The sequence below is a fragment of the Embleya sp. AB8 genome, from assembly GCF_049739465.1.
Classification (GTDB): Bacteria; Actinomycetota; Actinomycetes; order Streptomycetales; family Streptomycetaceae; genus Embleya.
Map to the genome: position 1 here is coordinate 152,281 of NZ_JBMHHY010000008.1, position 17,408 is coordinate 169,688.

Sequence of the window (17,408 nt, forward strand, 5' to 3'; positions counted from 1 at the left end):
GCGCGCCGGTTCGCGTAGGGTGCCCCGGTTGTCCAACGGAGGGGTGGGTCGCGGACGTGGCACCCAGGAATGTGACGAAGGATCAGTTGGCGGGTGCGGTACGGGCCGCGCTGGGCGGTGGTCGGCGGCTGGTGGGGGTGGAGCGGCTGGCCGGTGGCACCAGGAAGGGCGTGTACCGGCTGACGATGGACGATGCGACGACGTCGGCGATCGTGTATCTGTGGGAGGAGTCGGAGAACTACTGGCCGACGGCAGAGGGGGACGACGATGTCGCCGACCCGTTCTCGCCCGGGGTCGGGCTCGACCTGTTCGAGGCCGCGCATGCCCGGTTGGCCGCGTTGGGCCTGCGGGTGCCCGAGGTTTACCTGGTCGACCGTGATCGCACCCACTACCGGGCCGACTTGGCGATCGTGGAGGACTTCCCAGGCGAGAACCTGGAGCAACTGTTCGAGCGCGATCCGCGCGCGGCGGAGCCGACGATGGCCGGCCTTGCCGAGGCTCTGGCCGCGATGCGCGGATACCGGGCGCCGGCCTACGGCAAGGTGGCCCTGGTCGACGGAGGCGACAGCTCGCACGGGACGTCGTGCGAGGGGGCCGTCCTCGACTTCGCGCTGCGCTGCCTCGCCGAGGCGGCTTCCCGTGACCCACGGATCGCGGGCGCTCGCGACCGGCTGGACGAGCGGCTGCGCGAGCTGGCCGCGGCGGTCCGACCGAGGACCGAATTCTCGGTCGTGCATGGCGAGTTGGGTCTGGGCCACGTGCTGGTGGACCGAGCCGGCAACCCGGTGCTGATCGACATCGAGGACCTGATGTACTTCGACGTCGAGTGGGAGCACGTGCACCTGCGCATCCGCCTGCACGAGGACTATGCACGGCTGGCGGTGCCCGATCTCGACGACGACCGACTGGCGTTGTACATGCTCGCCCAACGACTGTCCCTGACGGCGGGCCCACTGCGGTTGCTCGACGGGGACTTCCCCGATCGGGCGTTCATGGCAGAGATCGCCGAGTGGAACCTCACCCAGGCGTTGGCGCTGATCTCGCTCGGGTAGCCCGCGGTAATGGGGTAATGGGTAGCCGAACCACCGCTCCGCCGACTGTTGTTCGCCCATCCGGGGACGGCGGTCGGCGGTCTCCGGGTGGCTTCTCGGCGGTCGCGGGCCCGGCCTATTCGTCGTTCCGGTGGAATGTATGTGCCGCTTCACAATTCGAAGGCGGCGCGCAGGGTGTCGCGGTGGGCGCGTACATGGCGGATGTCCGCCTCGTACAGGTCGGTGTGGCCTTCCGAGATGTGTTGCCGGAATGCCTCGTTGCCCTGCGCGGCCTGGTCGCGCATGAAGTCGACGAGGGCCTGCAGTCGGTCGGGGACGGCGTCGACGACCTCGGCGCCCACGCCCGGTCCGTAGGCCCGGCAGAAGGCGGCGACTCGGCGTCCCTGTTCCTGTGGTGTGCCGAAGCTCTCGGGGTTGTCCGGCCCCTGTAGCGGTGCGAACCGGTAGACGGCGTAGGCGATGTCCCAGACGCGTGGTCCGGGGTGTGCCGTGTCGAAATCGATGAACCCCACTGCCGCGCCGTCCTTCACCACGCAGTTGTACTGGGCGGCGTCGCCGTGGCACATGACCTCCGTCGGCTGCCGGACCGGGAACAGCCAGAGGTCGTCGGGATGCGGCCGGAACGTGACGGTGGCGTCGTGGAAACGCCGCAGCAGTGTGGCCGCAGAGGCGAGGAGTTCGGGCGTACGCAGTTCCGAGGTGAGTGCGTTGTGCACCTCGCCGTCGAGGAAGGTGAGCACCTCGTTGCCGTCGGGGTCGAAGCCTCGTGGTTCTGGTGCGCCGTGGAAACCCTGGTCGTGGAGGTGCTGCAGCAGCCGGTGGATCGCCGGAGTCGCCGGGGAGGCCGGCCGGTGGACCACGTTGCCGTGGCGGCGCACGACGTTGACGCCGCCGCGGAATTCCTGCCATTCGGTCATTCATGACTCGCTTTCCGAGGATCGGGGCCGGCCCTCGTCGTGCTCAGTGCGCCGTGCGTACCGCCGAGACCAGTCCGCCGGGGCCCTCGTCCTGTTGCGACGGGGTGGGTACCGGGCGTCCGTAGGCCTCGGCGCGCTCGCGCAGGGTGAAGGTTTCCGCCTGCCAGCCGAGGCCGGCCAGCCAGCCGACCGGGTCCTCGGGCATCTCCGAGACCCACATCGACGCTGCCGATCCCGGAGCGGCGTCCGCGCGGAAGCGTTCGACCACACCGCGCGGGCCCAGTGTCAGGCCCATCCTGCTGCCTGCAGCGGACAGTGCGCCGACCCGTTCGAGCAGGAACTGCACCGCGTCCTCGGGCAGATAGATCAGCAGTCCCTCGGCGATCCACACCGTCGGCTGCGCCGGATCGTGCCCGGCCGCGGCCAGGGCGCCGGGCCAGTCCTCGCGCAGGTCGACCGGGACGGTGATTCGCTCGCAGCGCGGAACGGCCCGCTCCTGACGCAGCACCGAGGCCTTGAAGCCCAGCGGCTCGGCCGTGTCGACCTCGAACAGCCGGGTCCCCGCAGGCCAGTTCATCCGGAAGGCCCTGCTGTCCATCCCGGCGCCGAGCAGCACGACCTGCCGGATGCCGGCCGCGACTGCCCGGTCCAGCAGGTCGTCCAGGAACTTCGTCCGGATGACGATCGAGAAGGCCACACCGAGTCGGCGGCGCCGCGCCGCCTCGTCCGCGAGCGGGGGCAGCGGCGCGTCGGGGCCGATCCCGCCGGCCGTGGCGAAGGCCGGCGCCAGTGGGTCCCGGAACAGCGGATCCTTGCGTGCCGTCTCCATCGCCCTCACCCGGGCCACGCCCACGGCTGTGGCCCACACCCCGGACGGCTCGACCCGTCCCGCCGGATCAGTCATGCGTTCAGCCTAGCCAGGCCGTCGGGGCGTCACACCGGCGTGGTGGGAAACGCGGTGGGACACAGCGCTCCGGGGGCCAGGTCCAACCCACGACTTGGGCGCGGAGGCCGCCCGGATGTTGCCGGAGCGCCCGGACGATCCGGCGCGCCGGCCGGCGTTGTTGCGGCCGCTGGTGCGCCTGATCGTGCGTCACTCGACCGCCGCGGCGGGCTGAGCGGGCCTATGACGGTTCGGGCTCGGGCCACGCCTCGATGGTGTAGCAGGTGGCGAAGTCGTCGATGTCGATCCAGCCGATCGGGTCTTCCGGGGCGTGCTCGGCGTCGGCGATCAGGACGGCGGCGGTGCCGTCGCGGGGGTGCGCGCCTTGGGCGCGGCGGAAGGCGACGACGCGGGCCAGGCGCGGCGCGAAGCCGACGGCGGGCTCGAACTCGTCGCGCAGTCGCCAGGTTTGCCCGGGGGCGGCGATCAGCCAGGGCGAGCCGGCGGTGAGACGCTCGCAGGCTACCCGGGTGGCTGCTGCCCGGCTCAGGTGATCGTCGGCCATCAGCGCGTCGATCCACGCGTTGAGCAACTCGCCGGCGCGGACGGCGCCGAGGATGTGGTCGATGCGTTTGTGGTTTTGGTTGTGGTTGTGGTTCTGCTTCATGGGAGGTCCTTCCGGTCGGAGCCGTGCGGGCATTCGGTATCGGGGTCTTCGGGACCCACTGGAATACGGCTGCGGGATCGGCCCGATTGCCGCTCGGGGGGTGGGAATTCTTGCGTCGGACGGTCTGCGTCCGGACTTCCGGCACGTACGTCCGCACTACCAGAGCACTACCAGCGGACCACCAGAGCACGACCGGAGCACGACTGGCGATCGACCAGCGTCGCAGGTCGCACGACTCCCGCCGGTCGGGGACTACACCAGGGTGCCGCCGGTGTTGTGGATCAGCCGGTGGAGTACCTTCACCGCGGTGACGTAGTCGGCGTCGTCGATGCCCTCGTGGATGCGGGCCCGGATGGCCGGGGCGTGCTGCTTGAGGTCGACCCGGGCCGCTTCCCCCGCCTCGGTGATCCACCACCGTCCGTCGGCGTCGCGGGTGAGCCGGCCGCGCGCCAAGAGGACCTCCGCCTCGGCCGCCAGGTCGTCCCCGGGCCGGATGTAGGAGCTCATGGCCTGCTGGAGTTCGGGGACGGTCATGCCGTGGCCATCCGGCGAGATGTCGTTCTTCGACAGGTTGCGCAGCAGCCAGTACTGAGGCTGCGTGAAGCCCAGTTCGGCCTGTCGGGCCCGGGTGAACGAGATCAGCGACTCGTTGGCCACGCCGGTCAGGTACGCGGCCGGCTGTCCGGCGAGTTCGGCGTCGGAGGTGTGCTCGGTGGTCATGTGATGTCCCCTCGGAGTGGAGTGGTTACCGGCGGGAAACACCGTAGAACCTCAAGTCGGGTTTAGGTCAATACGATCTTGTCCCGGCGGGCGCCGCGTGGTTCGCCTCGTCGGCCCGATCGCCGTGGCCGGGCTGCCGGATCGCCGGCCGCGCCCGGCCCCACGCCCGTGGGGACAGCCGGCGGGCCAATGAAACTACGCTGTGGCGATGGGCCGGGCGGCCGGCCACGGGTTGCACGCGACAGGGAGAACCACGTGAGCCGACACACCGCTTGTCCGGACAGTGGTCGACCAGGTGCAGAACCACCCGAAGTCTCGGACGCGGTATCCGAGTTCGCGCCGACCCCGGCGGCCGAGGGCTGTGCGGCGATCCGGCGCGTACTCGAGCAGGCCGTGACCCAAGGCGGCCTTCCCGGGATTCTTGTCGAGGTTCGCGACGGCGAGCGACAGTGGTTCGCGACTGCGGGAGTCGCGGACACCGGAACCGGCGACGAGCGTGCGCAGCAGGACCGGTTCCGGATCGGCAGCATCAGCAAGACGTTCGTGGCCACCGTCGTACTGCAACTGGCGGCCGAAGGCAGGCTGAGCCTGGACGACACCGCCGAACAATGGCTGCCCGGCGTGCTCGACGGCCACCACCACGACGGCGCGGGGGTGAGCATCAGGATGTTGCTCAATCACACCAGCGGGATCTTCAACTACACCGACGACCGGGAAGCGCTGCACCGCTACGAGACACACTCCCCGGAATCACTGGTGCGGATCGCCATATCCCATCCGCTCACCTTCCCGTCGGGTTCGGGTTGGGCGTACTCCAACACCAACTACGTCCTCGCGGGCATGATCATCGAACGGGTCACCGGCCGCGCGCTCGCAGCGGAGATCACGCGGCGGATCTCCAGCCCCCTCGGCCTGACCGGTACCTACCTGCCGCACGGCGTCGACCCGACGATCGACGGGCCACACTCCCGGCACTACACGAAGTTGTTTCGAACCGACCCCGGCGCGCCGATCCACGACGCGACCGAGCTCGATTCGTCCATGTTCTGGGCAGCCGGCGGCATGATCTCCACCGCCGGTGACCTCAACCGGTTCTTCGGTGCGCTGCTGGGAGGTCGGCTACTGCCACCGGACCGACAACGCGACATGTTCACCACCGTGCCCACCCGCGACTGGATCGCCAACACCGCCTACGGCCTCGGCGTTTCCTCGGTCAGGCTGCCCTGCGGGGAGACGGTCTGGGGCATGGGAGGTGCGCTCTTCGGATCGTGGTCCTACGCCTACGGCACTCGCGACGGCGCACAGATGGTCACCATCAACGTCAACGGCGACTGGTGCGACGGCGGTTGGCACGACCCCATCGGCATCTTCACCGATCTACTGCAGGCGACGTTCTGCGGCCGGAGCGGTACCTGAACACCGGAGCCATCCCCAGCCGTCCGCGTCCAGGGCGGTGGCAGGCGCTGATCACGGTGTCTTTTGGGTGGCCGCGTCGACCCACAGCTCGGTGCTGTGGGCGTCGATGACGGCCTTGATGCGGGCAAGGAGGTCGCCGACCGGCTGCGGGTCGAGTCGGCGGCCGTCGCGCAGACGTAGTGCCATCCGATCGTCGGCGGCTTCCCTGGCGCCGATGACGGCTTGGTAGGGAATCAGGCGTGCCTGGCGGATGCGGGCGCCCAGGCTGCCGCGTTCGGGGCCGGTGATCTCGGCACGCAGTCCGAGGTCGGTGCATCGCCGGGCGAGTGTTTCGGCGTTGGGCAGTTCGGTGTCGGAGATCGGCAGGATCGCCAGTTGGGTGGAGGCGAGCCAGGCGGGGAAGGCGCCGCCGTGTTGTTCGATGAGGTGTGCGACGGCTCGTTCCACGCTGCCGATGATGCTGCGGTGGATCATGACCGGGCGGTGTTTGGCGCCGTCCGGGCCGATGTGGTGGAGGTCGAAGCGTTCGGGCTGGTGGAAGTCGATCTGGACGGTGGACAGGGTGGATTCCCGGCCGGCGCCGTCGGTGACCTGGACGTCGATCTTGGGGCCGTAGAACGCGGCCTCACCCTCGGCCGCCTCGTAGCGCAGGCCGGAGCGGTCGAGGACGTCGGTCAGCAGGGCGGTGGACCGTCGCCACTTCTCGGGCGCGGCGACGTACTTGCCACCGGGGCCCGGGAGGGAGAGCCGGTATCGGGTCGCGGTGATGCCGAGCGCCGCGTACGCCCGGTGGATCATCTCCAGTGCCGCCCGGGCCTCGTCGGCGACCTGGTCCGGGGTGCAGAAGATGTGCGCGTCGTTGAGCTGGATGGCCCGTACCCGGGTCAACCCGCCGAGCACACCGGAGAGTTCGGCGCGGTACATGCCGCCCAGCTCGGCCATCCGCAGGGGCAACTCGCGGTAACTGTGCGGGCGGGAACGGTAGATCAGCGCGTGATGTGGGCACAGGCTCGGCCGCAGGACGACCTGCTCGCCGCCGAGGTCCATCGGGGGGAACATGTCGTCGCGGTAGTGCGCCCAGTGTCCCGAGATCTCGTACAGCTCCCGCTTGCCGAGCACCGGTGAGTACACGTGCCGGTATCCCGCCCGCACTTCGGCGGCGCGGATGTATTCCTCCAGGGTGTGTCGTACGGTCGCGCCGTCGGGCAGCCAGTACGGCAGGCCCGCGCCGATCAGCGGGTCGGTGTCGAACAGGTCCAGTTCGCGGCCGAGTCTGCGGTGGTCGTGCATGGCGGTCTCCTCGCGGTGGTCGGGCGGGTGACCGCAAGGCGAAGCCCCGGGGCACTCGCCCCGGGGCTTCGGACAAAGACATCTGTCAGCGCGCCGGGACACTCTCCGGCGTCGTCGTCATGGCAGCGCGCTTCATGGCGGAGACGGTAGCAGCCTGCTGCGATGCCCACACGGTCATTTTCTCGTCGGCGTGTTGTGCCCGAGCCGAGGCGGCGCGCGTCGGCGGGCAGGTTGATGCCGGATGCGGCCGTCGGCACCTGGCGCGTGCGGCGAAGGGTGATCCGGGCCTGTGTACGTGCGCGTTGCCGGCGCAGGGGGAGGGGTGAACTTCCCCGTTACGTGCGGCCGTTGCTGCGCAGCAGCGAGTCGGCGGCCAGGGCGGCGGGGCCGGATGGGGGAGTGAGCGGACGTCGGGCCCGGGGCGTGGTGGTCGGGCGTCTGGGTGTCGCGCTGGTTGGGGGACGCTGCGGTGGTGGTGTGCGGTCGCCCAGATGGGGCATCGCCGATCCCGACGCTCAGGAGTTGCCTCGTGCCTGTCGCTGCGACGATGTCTCGCCGGCCGGCTGCGGTCGGACGGATCCGACCCGGTGGCCCGGGTCGACCGGCTGCGCATGTCCGCGACGTTCCGGCTCGGGGTGGGTTGGTTGGCCATTCGGACGTCACCGGTGTCGGTCAACTCCCTTGGTGGGCCGGTTGGTTCGGGCTGCTCGGCAGTTCGCCGCAGTCGTGGGTGTACAGCCAGTCCGTGGCCCGGGCATGGAAGTGGCGGCTTCCCCAAGGCATCATCAGGTCGCGGATGCGGCGGGCGAGTGGGCCGGCGGTTTTGGCGTCGCGGTTGGCCGAAGCGGCCTTGAGCATCTTGGCGATGCGGGCCGCGCGGGCGGCGTCGTAAGTGGCGAGGGCGGCCGGCACCGACGGCTCGTCGGCCAGGGCGCGGGCCAGGACCACGGCATCCTCCAGGGCCATCGACGCGCCCTGGCCCGCGCCGACCGGGTGTGCCGCGTCGCCCAGCAGCGCCATGCGGTCGTTGTGCCGGATCGGGATGGGGGCGAGTCGGTGCATCAGGGTCGGGTGGTGCAGTTCGGTGGCCGCGCCCAGGATCGCGGACGGTAGCCGTTCGGGGCGGAAGAGGTGGGCCAGGCGGGCCAGGCGCTCCCGGTCGGTGCCGGCGGTCGGGTCCGGCGGGATGGGGGTGGCCACCTGGGCCGCCCACCAGATCCTGCCGTCGGGGGCGGGGAGGTGGAAGAAGGCGCCGTTGCGGGCGTAGGTCATGTTGAAGACGCCCGGCTCGATGTCGAGGCCGTCGGCAACGCCGGAGATGCTGTACAGGCCGGCGTATTCGGGGACGGGCGCGTTCGGGTCGAGCAGGGTGCGGGTGGTCGAGCGGATGCCGTCCGCGCCGACGAGCAGCGCGGCGTGTGCGGTGTGGCCGCTCGCGAAGATCGCCCGTACGCCCGTCTCCGTGGGCGCCGCGTCCACCAGGCGCTCCCCGACGACGATGTCGGCGCCCGCGGCGAGGGCGTTCGCGCGCAGGATCTCGACCAGGGTGCCGCGCATCAAGGTGACACTGTGTAGTGGGTCGCTGGCGGATCGGCCCCTCGGGACCTCGCCCAGCAGCTTGGCCGAGCCGGACCACATGCGCTGGGTGGGCATGTCGACCCCGGCCCGCTGGACCTGTTCCAGTACGCCGAGGGAGCGCAGGACCCGGAGGCCGTTGGTGGCCAGGCTGAGGAACGAGCCGACCGAGCCTGCCGGTTCGGCGTACGCCTCGTACACGGTGACCTGCACGCCGATGCGTCGCAGAGCAATCGCGGTTGCGGCGCCGGCCACTCCGCCGCCGATGACGATGACGTTCATGAGTACTCCTTGGTTGGTTGGGGTTGATGGGGGCCGGTGGGGGGGTTGGTGGGTGTGGTGTCGAACCTCGATTGAATCCAAGTTCATTGAATAATAATTCATCGAACTGAGATTCACTATGATGAGCGAGTAGGCCACACGTCAAGCCCGAGAAGGAGATCCACGCGATGGGCGTACGCCAGGAGAAGGCCGCCGAGACCAAAGTCGCGCTCAAGGACGCGGCCCGGCGGCTGTTCGCCGAGCGCGGGTATCTCGACACGAAGATCACCGACATCACCCGCGAGGCCGGCCGCGCCACCGGCTCCTTCTACGCCCACTTCGCGGACAAGGACGCGCTGCTCCAGGCCCTGATGCAGGACATGGACGCACAGGCGGACGACGAGATCGGCGCGGCCGGCCATCCGGCCGAGCACGATTTGACCGACCGCGAGCAGCTCCGCGACCACCTCGCCATCACCTGGCGGGTTACCCGGGATCACCTGCCCGTGGTCGTGGCCCTGATGCAGACGATCCTGGCCGGGCCGCCCGCCGAGGGGCGCGCCTGGACGAGCCTGGCCGAGGAGACGAGTGTGCTGCGCGACCATCTGGACTGGCTGCGGGAGCGGGGCCATCGGCTCCCCGGTGATCCGGCGATCCTCGCGGCGGCGATGGGCGCGATGATGTCGATGCTGGGCTTCGCGGTCATCACGGCCGGGGACGACGGCCCGGCGGTCGGCGACGAGGAAATCGTCGACGCGCTCACGGGGTTGCTCCTGCACGGCTTGGCGGGGCCGGTTGGCAGGGCATGAGGCGGGTGCCAACCGGATGTTGCCTGTTCGGCGTGGATGTGACGGTTCGGGCATGGGCAACTTGCCTATGAGGCTTGGTTGTTGCGGTGACGTGCGATGTCGTGCGGAGATCACGACGGCAGTCGGCGTGGCGGGATTCCGCGAATTCGACTGATTCGCCGTCTACTTACCATTCGGCGCCGTCCAGCCGACGGTTCATCAGATCGGGGGAACTCACCATCTGTGGTCGGTTGGGCCGGATGGGTGGCCATACGCTCTTTTGTGTCGCCCATGGGGAAGTGGGCGGCATTCGTTGCCTGTTGCACGCCCGTCCCGTTCGTCCCAGTCGCCGCGCGCTGTGTGTAGTGCTGTGCATCGTGCGCCGTGCGCTGTTCGGACCTGGTGTGGGCGGTTCGTTCCGTTCGATTCTTTGGAGTGGGCATGGCCTCTTTGGGTCGTAAGACCGTCGTGATGATGGCGGCGGCGTTGGCCGCGGTGGGAGTGAGCGGCGGTGCCGTCGCGTCGGCGACCGCCGCGCCGGGTGGGGCGTGCAGCGGGGCGGAGTGCCCCGGGTTGAAGCCGACCCGGCTGACGGCCAGTCAGGCGACCTTGAACGTCACGCAGATGCAGTTGGAGAACATCGCCGCGATGGCGTCGGACGCGGTGACGGGTGAGCCGATCAAGGGCGCCAAGGTCGTGTTCGCGACCATGGGCGGCCGGACCCTCGGCATGGCCTACACGGACGACACCGGCTACGCCGCGATCTCCGCTCCGGAGGACTTCGGGCCGGGCACCCTCCAGGAGTTGCTGGGCGGGTACGAGGCCGCGCTGGTGGGCGACGGGGTGCACGCCCCGGTCGGGGCGCACGGGGCGATCACCGTCGGCACCGACCAGGGCCCCGGTGTCCCGATGAACCCGTGCTCCATTTGCAGCGACCGCGCCCTCAAACTGGACGTGGTCCCGGTCGACTGGAGCCGGTAGGGATGCGGATCCTCCGCCGGTGGTCCCGGGCGGCCGATCCCGGTGCCCCGGACCCTCGTTCGGCCGAGGCCGAGGCCGAGGCCGAGGCCGAGGTCAAGTTCGAGGTCAAGTTCGAGGTCGAGGCGCGGGAGAGCGGCGCCGCGGCACCGGTCGGCGCGGTCAACGGATACACGATCCTCGACACGGTGGCGGCGCTGCCCATCGGCACCTGGCGCTACCTCTGGGAACCAGAGGAGGTACGCCACCTCGGCCCGATGGCCCAGGACTGGCACACCGCCTTCGGCTTCAACCCGGACGACACCAGGATCCCCGTCGTTGACGGCCTCGGCGTCACCCTGGTGTGCATCCAGGCCCTGCACCGCCGCGTGGCGGAACTCACGGCCGAAGTCGCTCGACTGCGCGAGCGAGAGGCTGGGCGCGTGGGCGTGACAACGCCCGAGGCAGCGCCGTAGGTAGCCGCCGAACACCGGCCCTCGCGGTGACGCATTCGTACAATACGCGCGCCGGCCGGCCTGCCAATCTGGGACTCGGGCACGGTGCCGGGACGGGTCGAGGATGCCCGTCCGTAGCCCTCTGGGCACCCGCTTCCGCCGGGGTGCCCCCCACCGGGCACGGGGGCCGTCGGAAGCGGGTGTCCTGGACGTTCCGGTCTCCGATTCCTAGGCAGGTTCGGCCGACGGCCGGGCCATGAGGCGCCATCCGGAGCGGTGGGTGCCGTCGCGCCGGCGAACGTACTACTCGCGCCAGACACCGAGGAGCAACCTATGAGGATCAAGGTGGGACGTCGCGCCGGAACGATCGTGGCGGCCTTGGCAATCAGCGCCGGTGCGGTGATGACGGGGGCGGGCAGCGCCTCTGCCTCGGCCTGGGTCCGAACGACCACGAGCAACTGGGTCGGTGTCTACAACGGCCCCAACACCTCGAGCAAGACCGGCGTGCCGGATGCGCCCCCGGCCTCCGAGCTCTGGGTCGACTGCTGGCAGGTCGGCGAGAGCATCGGCGACTGGGGCGACACCTGGTACCGCGTCACCTACGTCTGGTACCCGGGCGATTCGACATATGTGTACGAGCCCGGTTGGGTGTTCGCCGGATACGCCGACAACAACGCGAACAGCGTCAATCGGAACCCCAACATCCCTCGATGCTAGTCCCGAGACAGGCTCGAACGGGCAACGGCTGATCCTCGACGACAAGTGTCCTTCGGGGTCCGCTGTTCGACTCTGCCCGACACGGGAGCTCCGGTACGGCGGCGGCCGATCAGGACCGTTGTCCCGTCCGGAGCTCCATCGTTGTGCCCGGACGCAGCAACGCCTCTGGTCGCTCCGATAGGGTCCCATGATCGATTCCCGAGGGATGGGGCAGCGCGATGAGGGGCTTGATCGACAAGGTGGCCTGGGTGCGGGTGGAGAACGGCCGGATTCTCAGCACGCGTTCGCGGGGGAAGGACGTCTACTACATCCCCGGCGGGAAGCGCGAGAACAACGAAACCGACCTCCAGACCTTGCTGCGGGAGATCGAAGAGGAGTTGACCGTCGCCATCCTGCCGGCGACCGTGAACCTCCTGGGCACGTACGAAGCACAGGCCCACGGTCACAGCGACGGCGTCACGGTGCGGATGAGCTGCTACACCGGTGACTACCACGGCACCCTGGCCGCCAGTAGTGAGATCGAGGAAGTCGTCTGGCTGTCCTACGCCGACCGAGCCCGAGTCTCCCTGGTCGACCAGGCGATCTTCGACGACCTCAAGACATCGGGCCTGTTGATTTGAGCGGCAGCCAGGGGTTCCCGGTATCCCTGGGGCGGAGTCACGGCGTGGCGTAGGGGGCGGCCGGGTCCGCCGTGGCCGGGTCGGCGGCGCCGGCGGTCGGTGATCGCGCCACGCCCGCAGACCCGCGTGCCCGGCGACTCGGGGGAGGCCCTCGTCGAGGTACGCGCTGGTTCTCGGTACGAACTCCCGGCGGCAACGCGTCGTGTACGGGCCGGTGTTCCGGAACGGTCGGCTGGTTCCGTCTCGGTTGTGCGCTTGTGCACGCCCCTTGTGCGCTCTCCCCCGTGGTGGTGGGCGCGGTGCAGCATGGTCGGTTCGCGTGCGTCCGGTTCGGGGCGGGCGTGTCCACGATCGAGGGGGATGCTCATGAGGCACGATGTGTCGGACCCGCCTCCGGTTCGGCCGGTTCGGCGGACTCGGGCTGCGCGGCGGCGGGCCGCGCAGGAGGCGATTCGTGCGGATGGGAACGCCACCACGACCACGTTGTTCGGCGGCCAACTCACGCCGGCCTGGGCCGGACATCAACGGCGGGGCGAGCGCACCGAGTTGACGTTTCTGGGGACGTTGCGGCGGTTGCCGGGACTGGTGGGGCGTTCCCTGCGGCTGGGATGGCGGGCCGATCCGGGCGCGCTGGTCGTGGTGGTCGTCGCCGAGATCGGTCAGGGGCTCGCGGCCGCGTTCGGGTTGTTGGCGACGAATCAGATCCTGTTGGAGTTGTTCGCCGCCGGTCCCACCCCCGACCGGGTTCGGTCGGCCGCGCCGGGGTTGTTGACGGTCGCGATCCTGGGTTGTGTCGGGGCGTTGTTGCGGGCCGCGTCGACGGCCGCGACCGGGCGCCTGGAGCCCAAGGTCGAACGTTCCGCCGAGGTCGAACTCCTGGAGCGGGTCATCCGGGTCGAGCTGGCCAAGATCGAGGATCCCGAGTTCAAGAAGCTGATGGCGACGGCCCGCTACGGGACCAACGCCAGCCGGCTGATGATCACCTACGGCGTCCAGGTCGTGAACGCGCTCGTGTCGTTGATCGCGGTGGGTACGGTGCTGGCCGTTCTGCATCCGCTCCTGCTGCCGCTGCTCGTACTGATCATCGTGCCGCAGGGGTGGGGGACCGTACATTCCGCCCGCCGTCGCTACCGTTCCGTCCTGGCCTGGACCAACCACGGCCGGCAGCAGACCGAGATCGCCTTCTCCCTGTCGCACCACGGCACCGGCCAGGAGATCCGCGTGCACGGCGCCGGTGCCTACCTGCTCCACCACTACCGGGTGATGGCCCGCTCCTCCGAGTCCGAACAGACCCGCCTCGCGCACGCCGACGCCACCACCGACCTGCTCAGCTCCGCGCTGTCCGGCATCGCGTCGGGCCTGACCTACGCGACGCTCGCCTGGCTTGTCCTCAACGGCCATACCAGCCTGGCCACTTCCGGCACCGCGGTGCTGGCGATCCGGACCGGCACGTCCAACCTGGGCGCCCTGGTCCGCGCGATCAACAACCTCTACGCCCAGGCCCTGTGGCTCAACGACCTGCGACAGGTCTGCGCCATCGCCGAGGCCCACGCCATCCCCGACACCGGCACCCGCCTCGGGCCGCCGACCACCATCGAGGTGCGGAACGTGTCGTTCACCTATCCCGGCCGCGACAAACCCGCCCTCGACGATGTCACCCTCACCCTGCCCCGGGGCAAGGTGATCGCCCTGGCAGGGGAGAACGGCTCGGGTAAATCCACCCTCGCCAAGATCCTCGCCGGCCTGTACCTGCCCACCGACGGACACGTCCTGTGGGACGGTGTCGACATCCGCGAAGCCGACCGCACCACATGGTTCGAGCACATGGGACTGGTCCAGCAGGACTTCGCCAGATGGGATCTGACCGCCCGGGCCAACGTGGTCATGGGCCGTCCCGATCCCGAAGTCGCCCCCGACGCCGCGCTGTTCGCGCAGGCCGCGGACTACGCCCAGACCCACAAGGTCACCGACGAACTGCCCCGAGGCTGGGACACGCTCCTGGACCGGACCTACGACGGCGGCGTCGAACTCTCCGGCGGCCAGTGGCAACGCCTCGCGCTCGCCCGTGCCCGCTACCGGAACGCCGCCGTGGTCGTCTTCGACGAACCCACGGCCGCGCTGGACGCACGCGCCGAACACGAGGCGTTCACGCGGATGCGGGACCTGGTCCGAGAGGGTGTCACCGTCATCCTGATCACCCACCGGCTGGCCTCGGTACGGCTCGCCGACCACATCCACGTCCTCGACCACGGCCGGGTCGCGGAGTCCGGGACGCACGAGGAACTCATGGCGGTGGACGGGCTGTACGCGCAGATGTACACGATCCAGGCGGATCAGTATCGGGACGAACGGCCGGGGTAGCCGGGCGGGTCGGCCCGGCAGATGGCCATGGCGTTGCTCCGGCGGGACTGATCGCCGGGGGCTCCACCGCACTGATCGCCGGGGGTCCACCGCGCTGTCCGTGGTCCGCCCGACGACGACGGTGCGCGACGCAGCCGGCCCGGCGGATCGCTACACCCCGCCGCGGCCGAGGTGCCCTTCGCGTTCGCTGAGGTACGCCGCCAGCTCGGCGGCCCCGGTCAGCATTGCCCGCCCCCGGGCGGACAGTCGGGCGCGCCAGTCGGACAGGGCGGCCTCCAGCGGCTCCGCTCCGCCGGCCGCGCGGACCTGCGCGATCAGCGGGGCGATCTGCGCCAACGGGTAGCCGCCACGCCGGAGTTGGTGGGCCAGCCGGGCGTCCCGTACGTCGGCCTCGGCGTAGACGCGGTACGCGGTCACCGGGTCGCGGCGCGGGCGCACCAGCCCGGCGCGCTCCCACTTGCGCAGCGTCGCCGGCCGAATGCCGAGCCTCCCGGCCAGCGGGCCGATGAACGTGCCGTCGGCGCCGGACACCGCCGCATCGGGTTCGGACGTCGTGCCCGGCGCCAGGTCGCGCAGCGCCTTCTCCACGGCCTCGAGGGTGCGCCGGTCGTCGAGCAGTTGGGCGTGGCCCTCGTCGACGAGACGCAACGCCTCGTCGACCTCGTCCCGGTGTACCGCCTGCATGATCGACGTCGCCGCGCGGTGGCCGTGTCCGGGCACCAGGGCGAGGAACGTGCCCAGCGCGCATGCGTGCAGCGCGGTGTAGGCGCGGTAGCCGTGCGGTGTGCGCTCGGCGGCCGGAAGGATGCCGGCCTCCTCGTAGTTCCGGACCGCCTGGGTGGACAGACCGTGCCGCCGCGCCAGATCGATCGGCCTGAGCCGCCGATCATCGGTGGATTGAAGGTTTTGCCCCATGGAGCCGACGATAACGCGGCCGAGTTTCCACCGTGGGTTCAAAGATACCGTTGAAGGCATGGCTACCGACATCAAGGACAACGCCCACGGCGTCGAGGCCGCCGCCGTCATGAGGCTGCTCCCGGCCCGGCCGTGCCTGCTCGCCGTGGGCGAGCCCACCCACCGCGAGGACACGCTGCTCGACCTGCGCAACGACCTCTTCCGGCAACTGGTCGAGCAGGAGGGCTACCGGACGATCGCGATCGAGAGCGACTGCATGATGGGCCTGCTCGTGGACGACTACGTCACCTCGGCTTCGGCCGCCCTCGGCGAGGACGAGGTGCTGGAGCGCGGGTTCAGCCACGACTGGGGCAACCTTGCGGGCAATCGTGAACTCGTGCGCCGGATGCGCGCCTACAACGACGGCCGACCCGCCGCCGAGCAGGTCCGCTTCGCCGGTGTGGACGGTCCGCTGGAGATCACCGGCGCGGCGAGCCCCCGGCAGGCGCTGATCGCCCTCCACCACTACCTCGCGGCCCCGGCCCGGGTGGATTCGGACCTGCTCCCCTGCACCGCCGAAACGCTCGACCGCCTGCTGGGCGCCGACGAGCGGTGGACCGATCCCGCCGCGATGACGGACCCGGCCCGATCCGTGGGGGCGTCGTCCGAGGTCGGGGAACTGCGGTTGCTCGCTGACGACTTGGTGACGCTGCTCGAGGTACGGACGCCGCAGCTGATCGCGGCGACGTCGCGCGAGGACTGGGAGCGGGCGCGCCTGTACGGGCGTACCGCCACCGGCCTGCTGCGCTACCACGCCGCGATGGCCGACACGTCGCCGAGCCGCATGACCCGGTTGTTGAGTCTGCGCGATCGGATGATGGCCGACAACCTCCTCGCCCTCGCCGAACGGGGCCCGGCATTCGTCTACGCCCACAACTCCCATCTCCAGCGGGAGAAGAGCACGATGAGCATGTGGGACCATCCGCTCCTCGAGTGGTGGAGCGCCGGTGCGATGGTGAGCGCCCGTCTGGGTGCGGAGTACGCCTTCCTGGCCACGGCCCTCGGCACGATTCGGCACCGAGGCGTGGACACCCCGCCGGCGGACACCATCGAGGGCCTCTTGTACGCACTCCCGCAGGACCGCTGCGTCGTCGACGCCTCCCGCCTGGCCGCCGCCCTGGGCGGCACGCGGCCCGCGCCCCGGATATCCCCCTGGTTCGGCTACTCCGCGCTCGACCCGGCCCACCTGGCGGACACCGACGGCATCGTGTTCGTCAAGGACGTCCGGCAAGGCCGGAGCTGACGCGCGCCAGCCTCGCCGACGCGACCCACCCCGACCCGCCCCGACCCGGCCCGGCCCGTCGCCCCCGAGGCGACCGCAGTCGACCCGGCGTCGGCTCGCCCTCGGGGTCGCCGGGTTCGGGGCCCAGCCGGGGCAACCCCGGCTTCCCGAAGGCCCGTTGCCGGCCGGCGGGGGCCGGCTGCGGAAAGGTACGGTCATCCGTACCTTCAGTCCTTTGTGTGACCTGGGTCATGTTGACGTGCCTCGTTCGGGGCCGTCATTCTGAGTGCGTGAATGAAGGACGCTGGCTGACGATGCGACGCACCGTGGATCTGGGCCGACTGGCCGGCGCGGTGTGTCTTCCGTCGACGACGCTGTTGTAGCTGTTGTAGCCGCCCCTCCTCTCCTTCGAATCCGGCGAAGGGCCCCCGGCGCGCGGCACGTTCGACTGCCGCCGTTCATCCGTTCGGCGCGGCTGGACGGTGCCGGCCACCGTTGAGTGACGCACTCCCGACGTGCTGTCGCCTGCCCGCGCGATCCGTGGACCCGTAAC

16 protein-coding genes are annotated in these 17,408 nt (G+C 70.3%); 9 read left to right on the forward strand and 7 right to left on the reverse strand.

Annotated features, from left to right (window positions below; translation table 11 throughout):
• The first annotated feature begins 71 nt into the window (after positions 1-71).
• Positions 72-1,052 carry a phosphotransferase family protein gene (locus ABIA38_RS13695; RefSeq protein ID WP_424638855.1) on the forward strand — a complete coding sequence of 327 codons (981 nt, stop codon included), beginning with the start codon at positions 72-74 and terminating at the stop codon, positions 1,050-1,052.
• 149 nt (positions 1,053-1,201) lie between these two features.
• Here ABIA38_RS13695 and ABIA38_RS13700 read toward each other — a convergent pair whose 3' ends face one another.
• The 4 genes from ABIA38_RS13700 to ABIA38_RS13715 form a co-directional block, all read right to left on the reverse strand.
• Complete coding sequence (locus ABIA38_RS13700) at positions 1,202-1,969, reverse strand: phosphotransferase (RefSeq protein WP_424638856.1); 768 nt, start codon at positions 1,967-1,969, stop codon at positions 1,202-1,204.
• A gap of 43 nt (positions 1,970-2,012) precedes the next feature.
• Positions 2,013-2,873 (reverse strand): class I SAM-dependent methyltransferase, encoded by an 861-nt coding sequence (locus ABIA38_RS13705; protein ID WP_424638857.1) that lies wholly within the window; start codon positions 2,871-2,873, stop codon positions 2,013-2,015.
• A 220-nt stretch (positions 2,874-3,093) separates the two neighbouring features.
• Complete coding sequence (locus tag ABIA38_RS13710; RefSeq protein ID WP_424638858.1) at positions 3,094-3,519, reverse strand: hypothetical protein; 426 nt, start codon at positions 3,517-3,519, stop codon at positions 3,094-3,096.
• A gap of 252 nt (positions 3,520-3,771) precedes the next feature.
• Positions 3,772-4,239 carry a MarR family transcriptional regulator gene (locus tag ABIA38_RS13715; RefSeq protein ID WP_424638859.1) on the reverse strand — a complete coding sequence of 156 codons (468 nt, stop codon included), beginning with the start codon at positions 4,237-4,239 and terminating at the stop codon, positions 3,772-3,774.
• Positions 4,240-4,494: 255 nt separating this feature from the next.
• Between ABIA38_RS13715 and ABIA38_RS13720 the strand changes: the two genes are divergently transcribed.
• Complete coding sequence (locus ABIA38_RS13720; protein WP_424638860.1) at positions 4,495-5,655, forward strand: serine hydrolase domain-containing protein; 1,161 nt, start codon at positions 4,495-4,497, stop codon at positions 5,653-5,655.
• Positions 5,656-5,706: 51 nt separating this feature from the next.
• Here the strand turns inward: ABIA38_RS13720 and thrS are convergent, their stop codons facing one another.
• Positions 5,707-6,945: a threonine--tRNA ligase gene (gene thrS / locus ABIA38_RS13725; protein ID WP_424638861.1), complete on the reverse strand. Its 1,239-nt coding sequence runs from the start codon at positions 6,943-6,945 to the stop codon at positions 5,707-5,709.
• Between the two features lie 672 nt (positions 6,946-7,617).
• Positions 7,618-8,802 (reverse strand): FAD-dependent oxidoreductase, encoded by a 1,185-nt coding sequence (locus tag ABIA38_RS13730; protein WP_424638862.1) that lies wholly within the window; start codon positions 8,800-8,802, stop codon positions 7,618-7,620.
• A gap of 167 nt (positions 8,803-8,969) precedes the next feature.
• Between ABIA38_RS13730 and ABIA38_RS13735 the strand changes: the two genes are divergently transcribed.
• The 6 genes from ABIA38_RS13735 to ABIA38_RS13760 all read left to right on the forward strand — a co-directional run bounded on the left by ABIA38_RS13735 (position 8,970) and on the right by ABIA38_RS13760 (position 14,679).
• Positions 8,970-9,590, forward strand: a complete 621-nt coding sequence (locus ABIA38_RS13735) for a TetR/AcrR family transcriptional regulator (protein ID WP_424638863.1) — start codon at positions 8,970-8,972, stop codon at positions 9,588-9,590.
• 420 nt (positions 9,591-10,010) lie between these two features.
• Complete coding sequence (locus ABIA38_RS13740; protein WP_424638864.1) at positions 10,011-10,550, forward strand: hypothetical protein; 540 nt, start codon at positions 10,011-10,013, stop codon at positions 10,548-10,550.
• Positions 10,551-10,552: 2 nt separating this feature from the next.
• A complete protein-coding gene (locus tag ABIA38_RS13745) occupies positions 10,553-11,002 on the forward strand; it encodes a tail fiber domain-containing protein (RefSeq protein ID WP_424638865.1) in 450 nt (149 codons plus the stop codon).
• A gap of 312 nt (positions 11,003-11,314) precedes the next feature.
• Positions 11,315-11,698, forward strand: coding sequence for a hypothetical protein (locus tag ABIA38_RS13750; protein WP_424638866.1), 384 nt, complete (start codon positions 11,315-11,317; stop codon positions 11,696-11,698).
• Between the two features lie 218 nt (positions 11,699-11,916).
• A complete protein-coding gene (locus ABIA38_RS13755; RefSeq protein ID WP_424638867.1) occupies positions 11,917-12,318 on the forward strand; it encodes an NUDIX hydrolase in 402 nt (133 codons plus the stop codon).
• A 366-nt stretch (positions 12,319-12,684) separates the two neighbouring features.
• A complete protein-coding gene (locus tag ABIA38_RS13760) occupies positions 12,685-14,679 on the forward strand; it encodes an ABC transporter ATP-binding protein (protein WP_424638868.1) in 1,995 nt (664 codons plus the stop codon).
• A 150-nt stretch (positions 14,680-14,829) separates the two neighbouring features.
• Here ABIA38_RS13760 and ABIA38_RS13765 read toward each other — a convergent pair whose 3' ends face one another.
• Positions 14,830-15,594 (reverse strand): TioE family transcriptional regulator, encoded by a 765-nt coding sequence (locus tag ABIA38_RS13765; protein WP_424638869.1) that lies wholly within the window; start codon positions 15,592-15,594, stop codon positions 14,830-14,832.
• A gap of 58 nt (positions 15,595-15,652) precedes the next feature.
• Between ABIA38_RS13765 and ABIA38_RS13770 the strand changes: the two genes are divergently transcribed.
• Entirely contained in the window at positions 15,653-16,876 is a 1,224-nt protein-coding gene (locus ABIA38_RS13770) for an erythromycin esterase family protein (protein WP_424638870.1), read from the forward strand.
• Positions 16,877-17,408: the final 532 nt, after the last annotated feature.

What these genes read in the sequence shown, in the direction of transcription:
- ABIA38_RS13700 (WP_424638856.1), bottom strand. Translation starts at nt 1,969, where the DNA reads ATGACCGAATGGCAGGAATTCCGCGGCGGCGTCAACGTCGTGCGCCGC.
- ABIA38_RS13705 (WP_424638857.1), bottom strand. Translation starts at nt 2,873, where the DNA reads ATGACTGATCCGGCGGGACGGGTCGAGCCGTCCGGGGTGTGGGCCACA.
- ABIA38_RS13710 (WP_424638858.1), bottom strand. Translation starts at nt 3,519, where the DNA reads ATGAAGCAGAACCACAACCACAACCAAAACCACAAACGCATCGACCAC.
- ABIA38_RS13715 (WP_424638859.1), bottom strand. Translation starts at nt 4,239, where the DNA reads ATGACCACCGAGCACACCTCCGACGCCGAACTCGCCGGACAGCCGGCC.
- thrS (WP_424638861.1), bottom strand. Translation starts at nt 6,945, where the DNA reads ATGCACGACCACCGCAGACTCGGCCGCGAACTGGACCTGTTCGACACC.
- ABIA38_RS13730 (WP_424638862.1), bottom strand. Translation starts at nt 8,802, where the DNA reads ATGAACGTCATCGTCATCGGCGGCGGAGTGGCCGGCGCCGCAACCGCG.
- ABIA38_RS13735 (WP_424638863.1), top strand. Translation starts at nt 8,970, where the DNA reads ATGGGCGTACGCCAGGAGAAGGCCGCCGAGACCAAAGTCGCGCTCAAG.
- ABIA38_RS13740 (WP_424638864.1), top strand. Translation starts at nt 10,011, where the DNA reads ATGGCCTCTTTGGGTCGTAAGACCGTCGTGATGATGGCGGCGGCGTTG.
- ABIA38_RS13745 (WP_424638865.1), top strand. Translation starts at nt 10,553, where the DNA reads ATGCGGATCCTCCGCCGGTGGTCCCGGGCGGCCGATCCCGGTGCCCCG.
- ABIA38_RS13750 (WP_424638866.1), top strand. Translation starts at nt 11,315, where the DNA reads ATGAGGATCAAGGTGGGACGTCGCGCCGGAACGATCGTGGCGGCCTTG.
- ABIA38_RS13755 (WP_424638867.1), top strand. Translation starts at nt 11,917, where the DNA reads ATGAGGGGCTTGATCGACAAGGTGGCCTGGGTGCGGGTGGAGAACGGC.
- ABIA38_RS13760 (WP_424638868.1), top strand. Translation starts at nt 12,685, where the DNA reads ATGAGGCACGATGTGTCGGACCCGCCTCCGGTTCGGCCGGTTCGGCGG.
- ABIA38_RS13765 (WP_424638869.1), bottom strand. Translation starts at nt 15,594, where the DNA reads ATGGGGCAAAACCTTCAATCCACCGATGATCGGCGGCTCAGGCCGATC.
- ABIA38_RS13770 (WP_424638870.1), top strand. Translation starts at nt 15,653, where the DNA reads ATGGCTACCGACATCAAGGACAACGCCCACGGCGTCGAGGCCGCCGCC.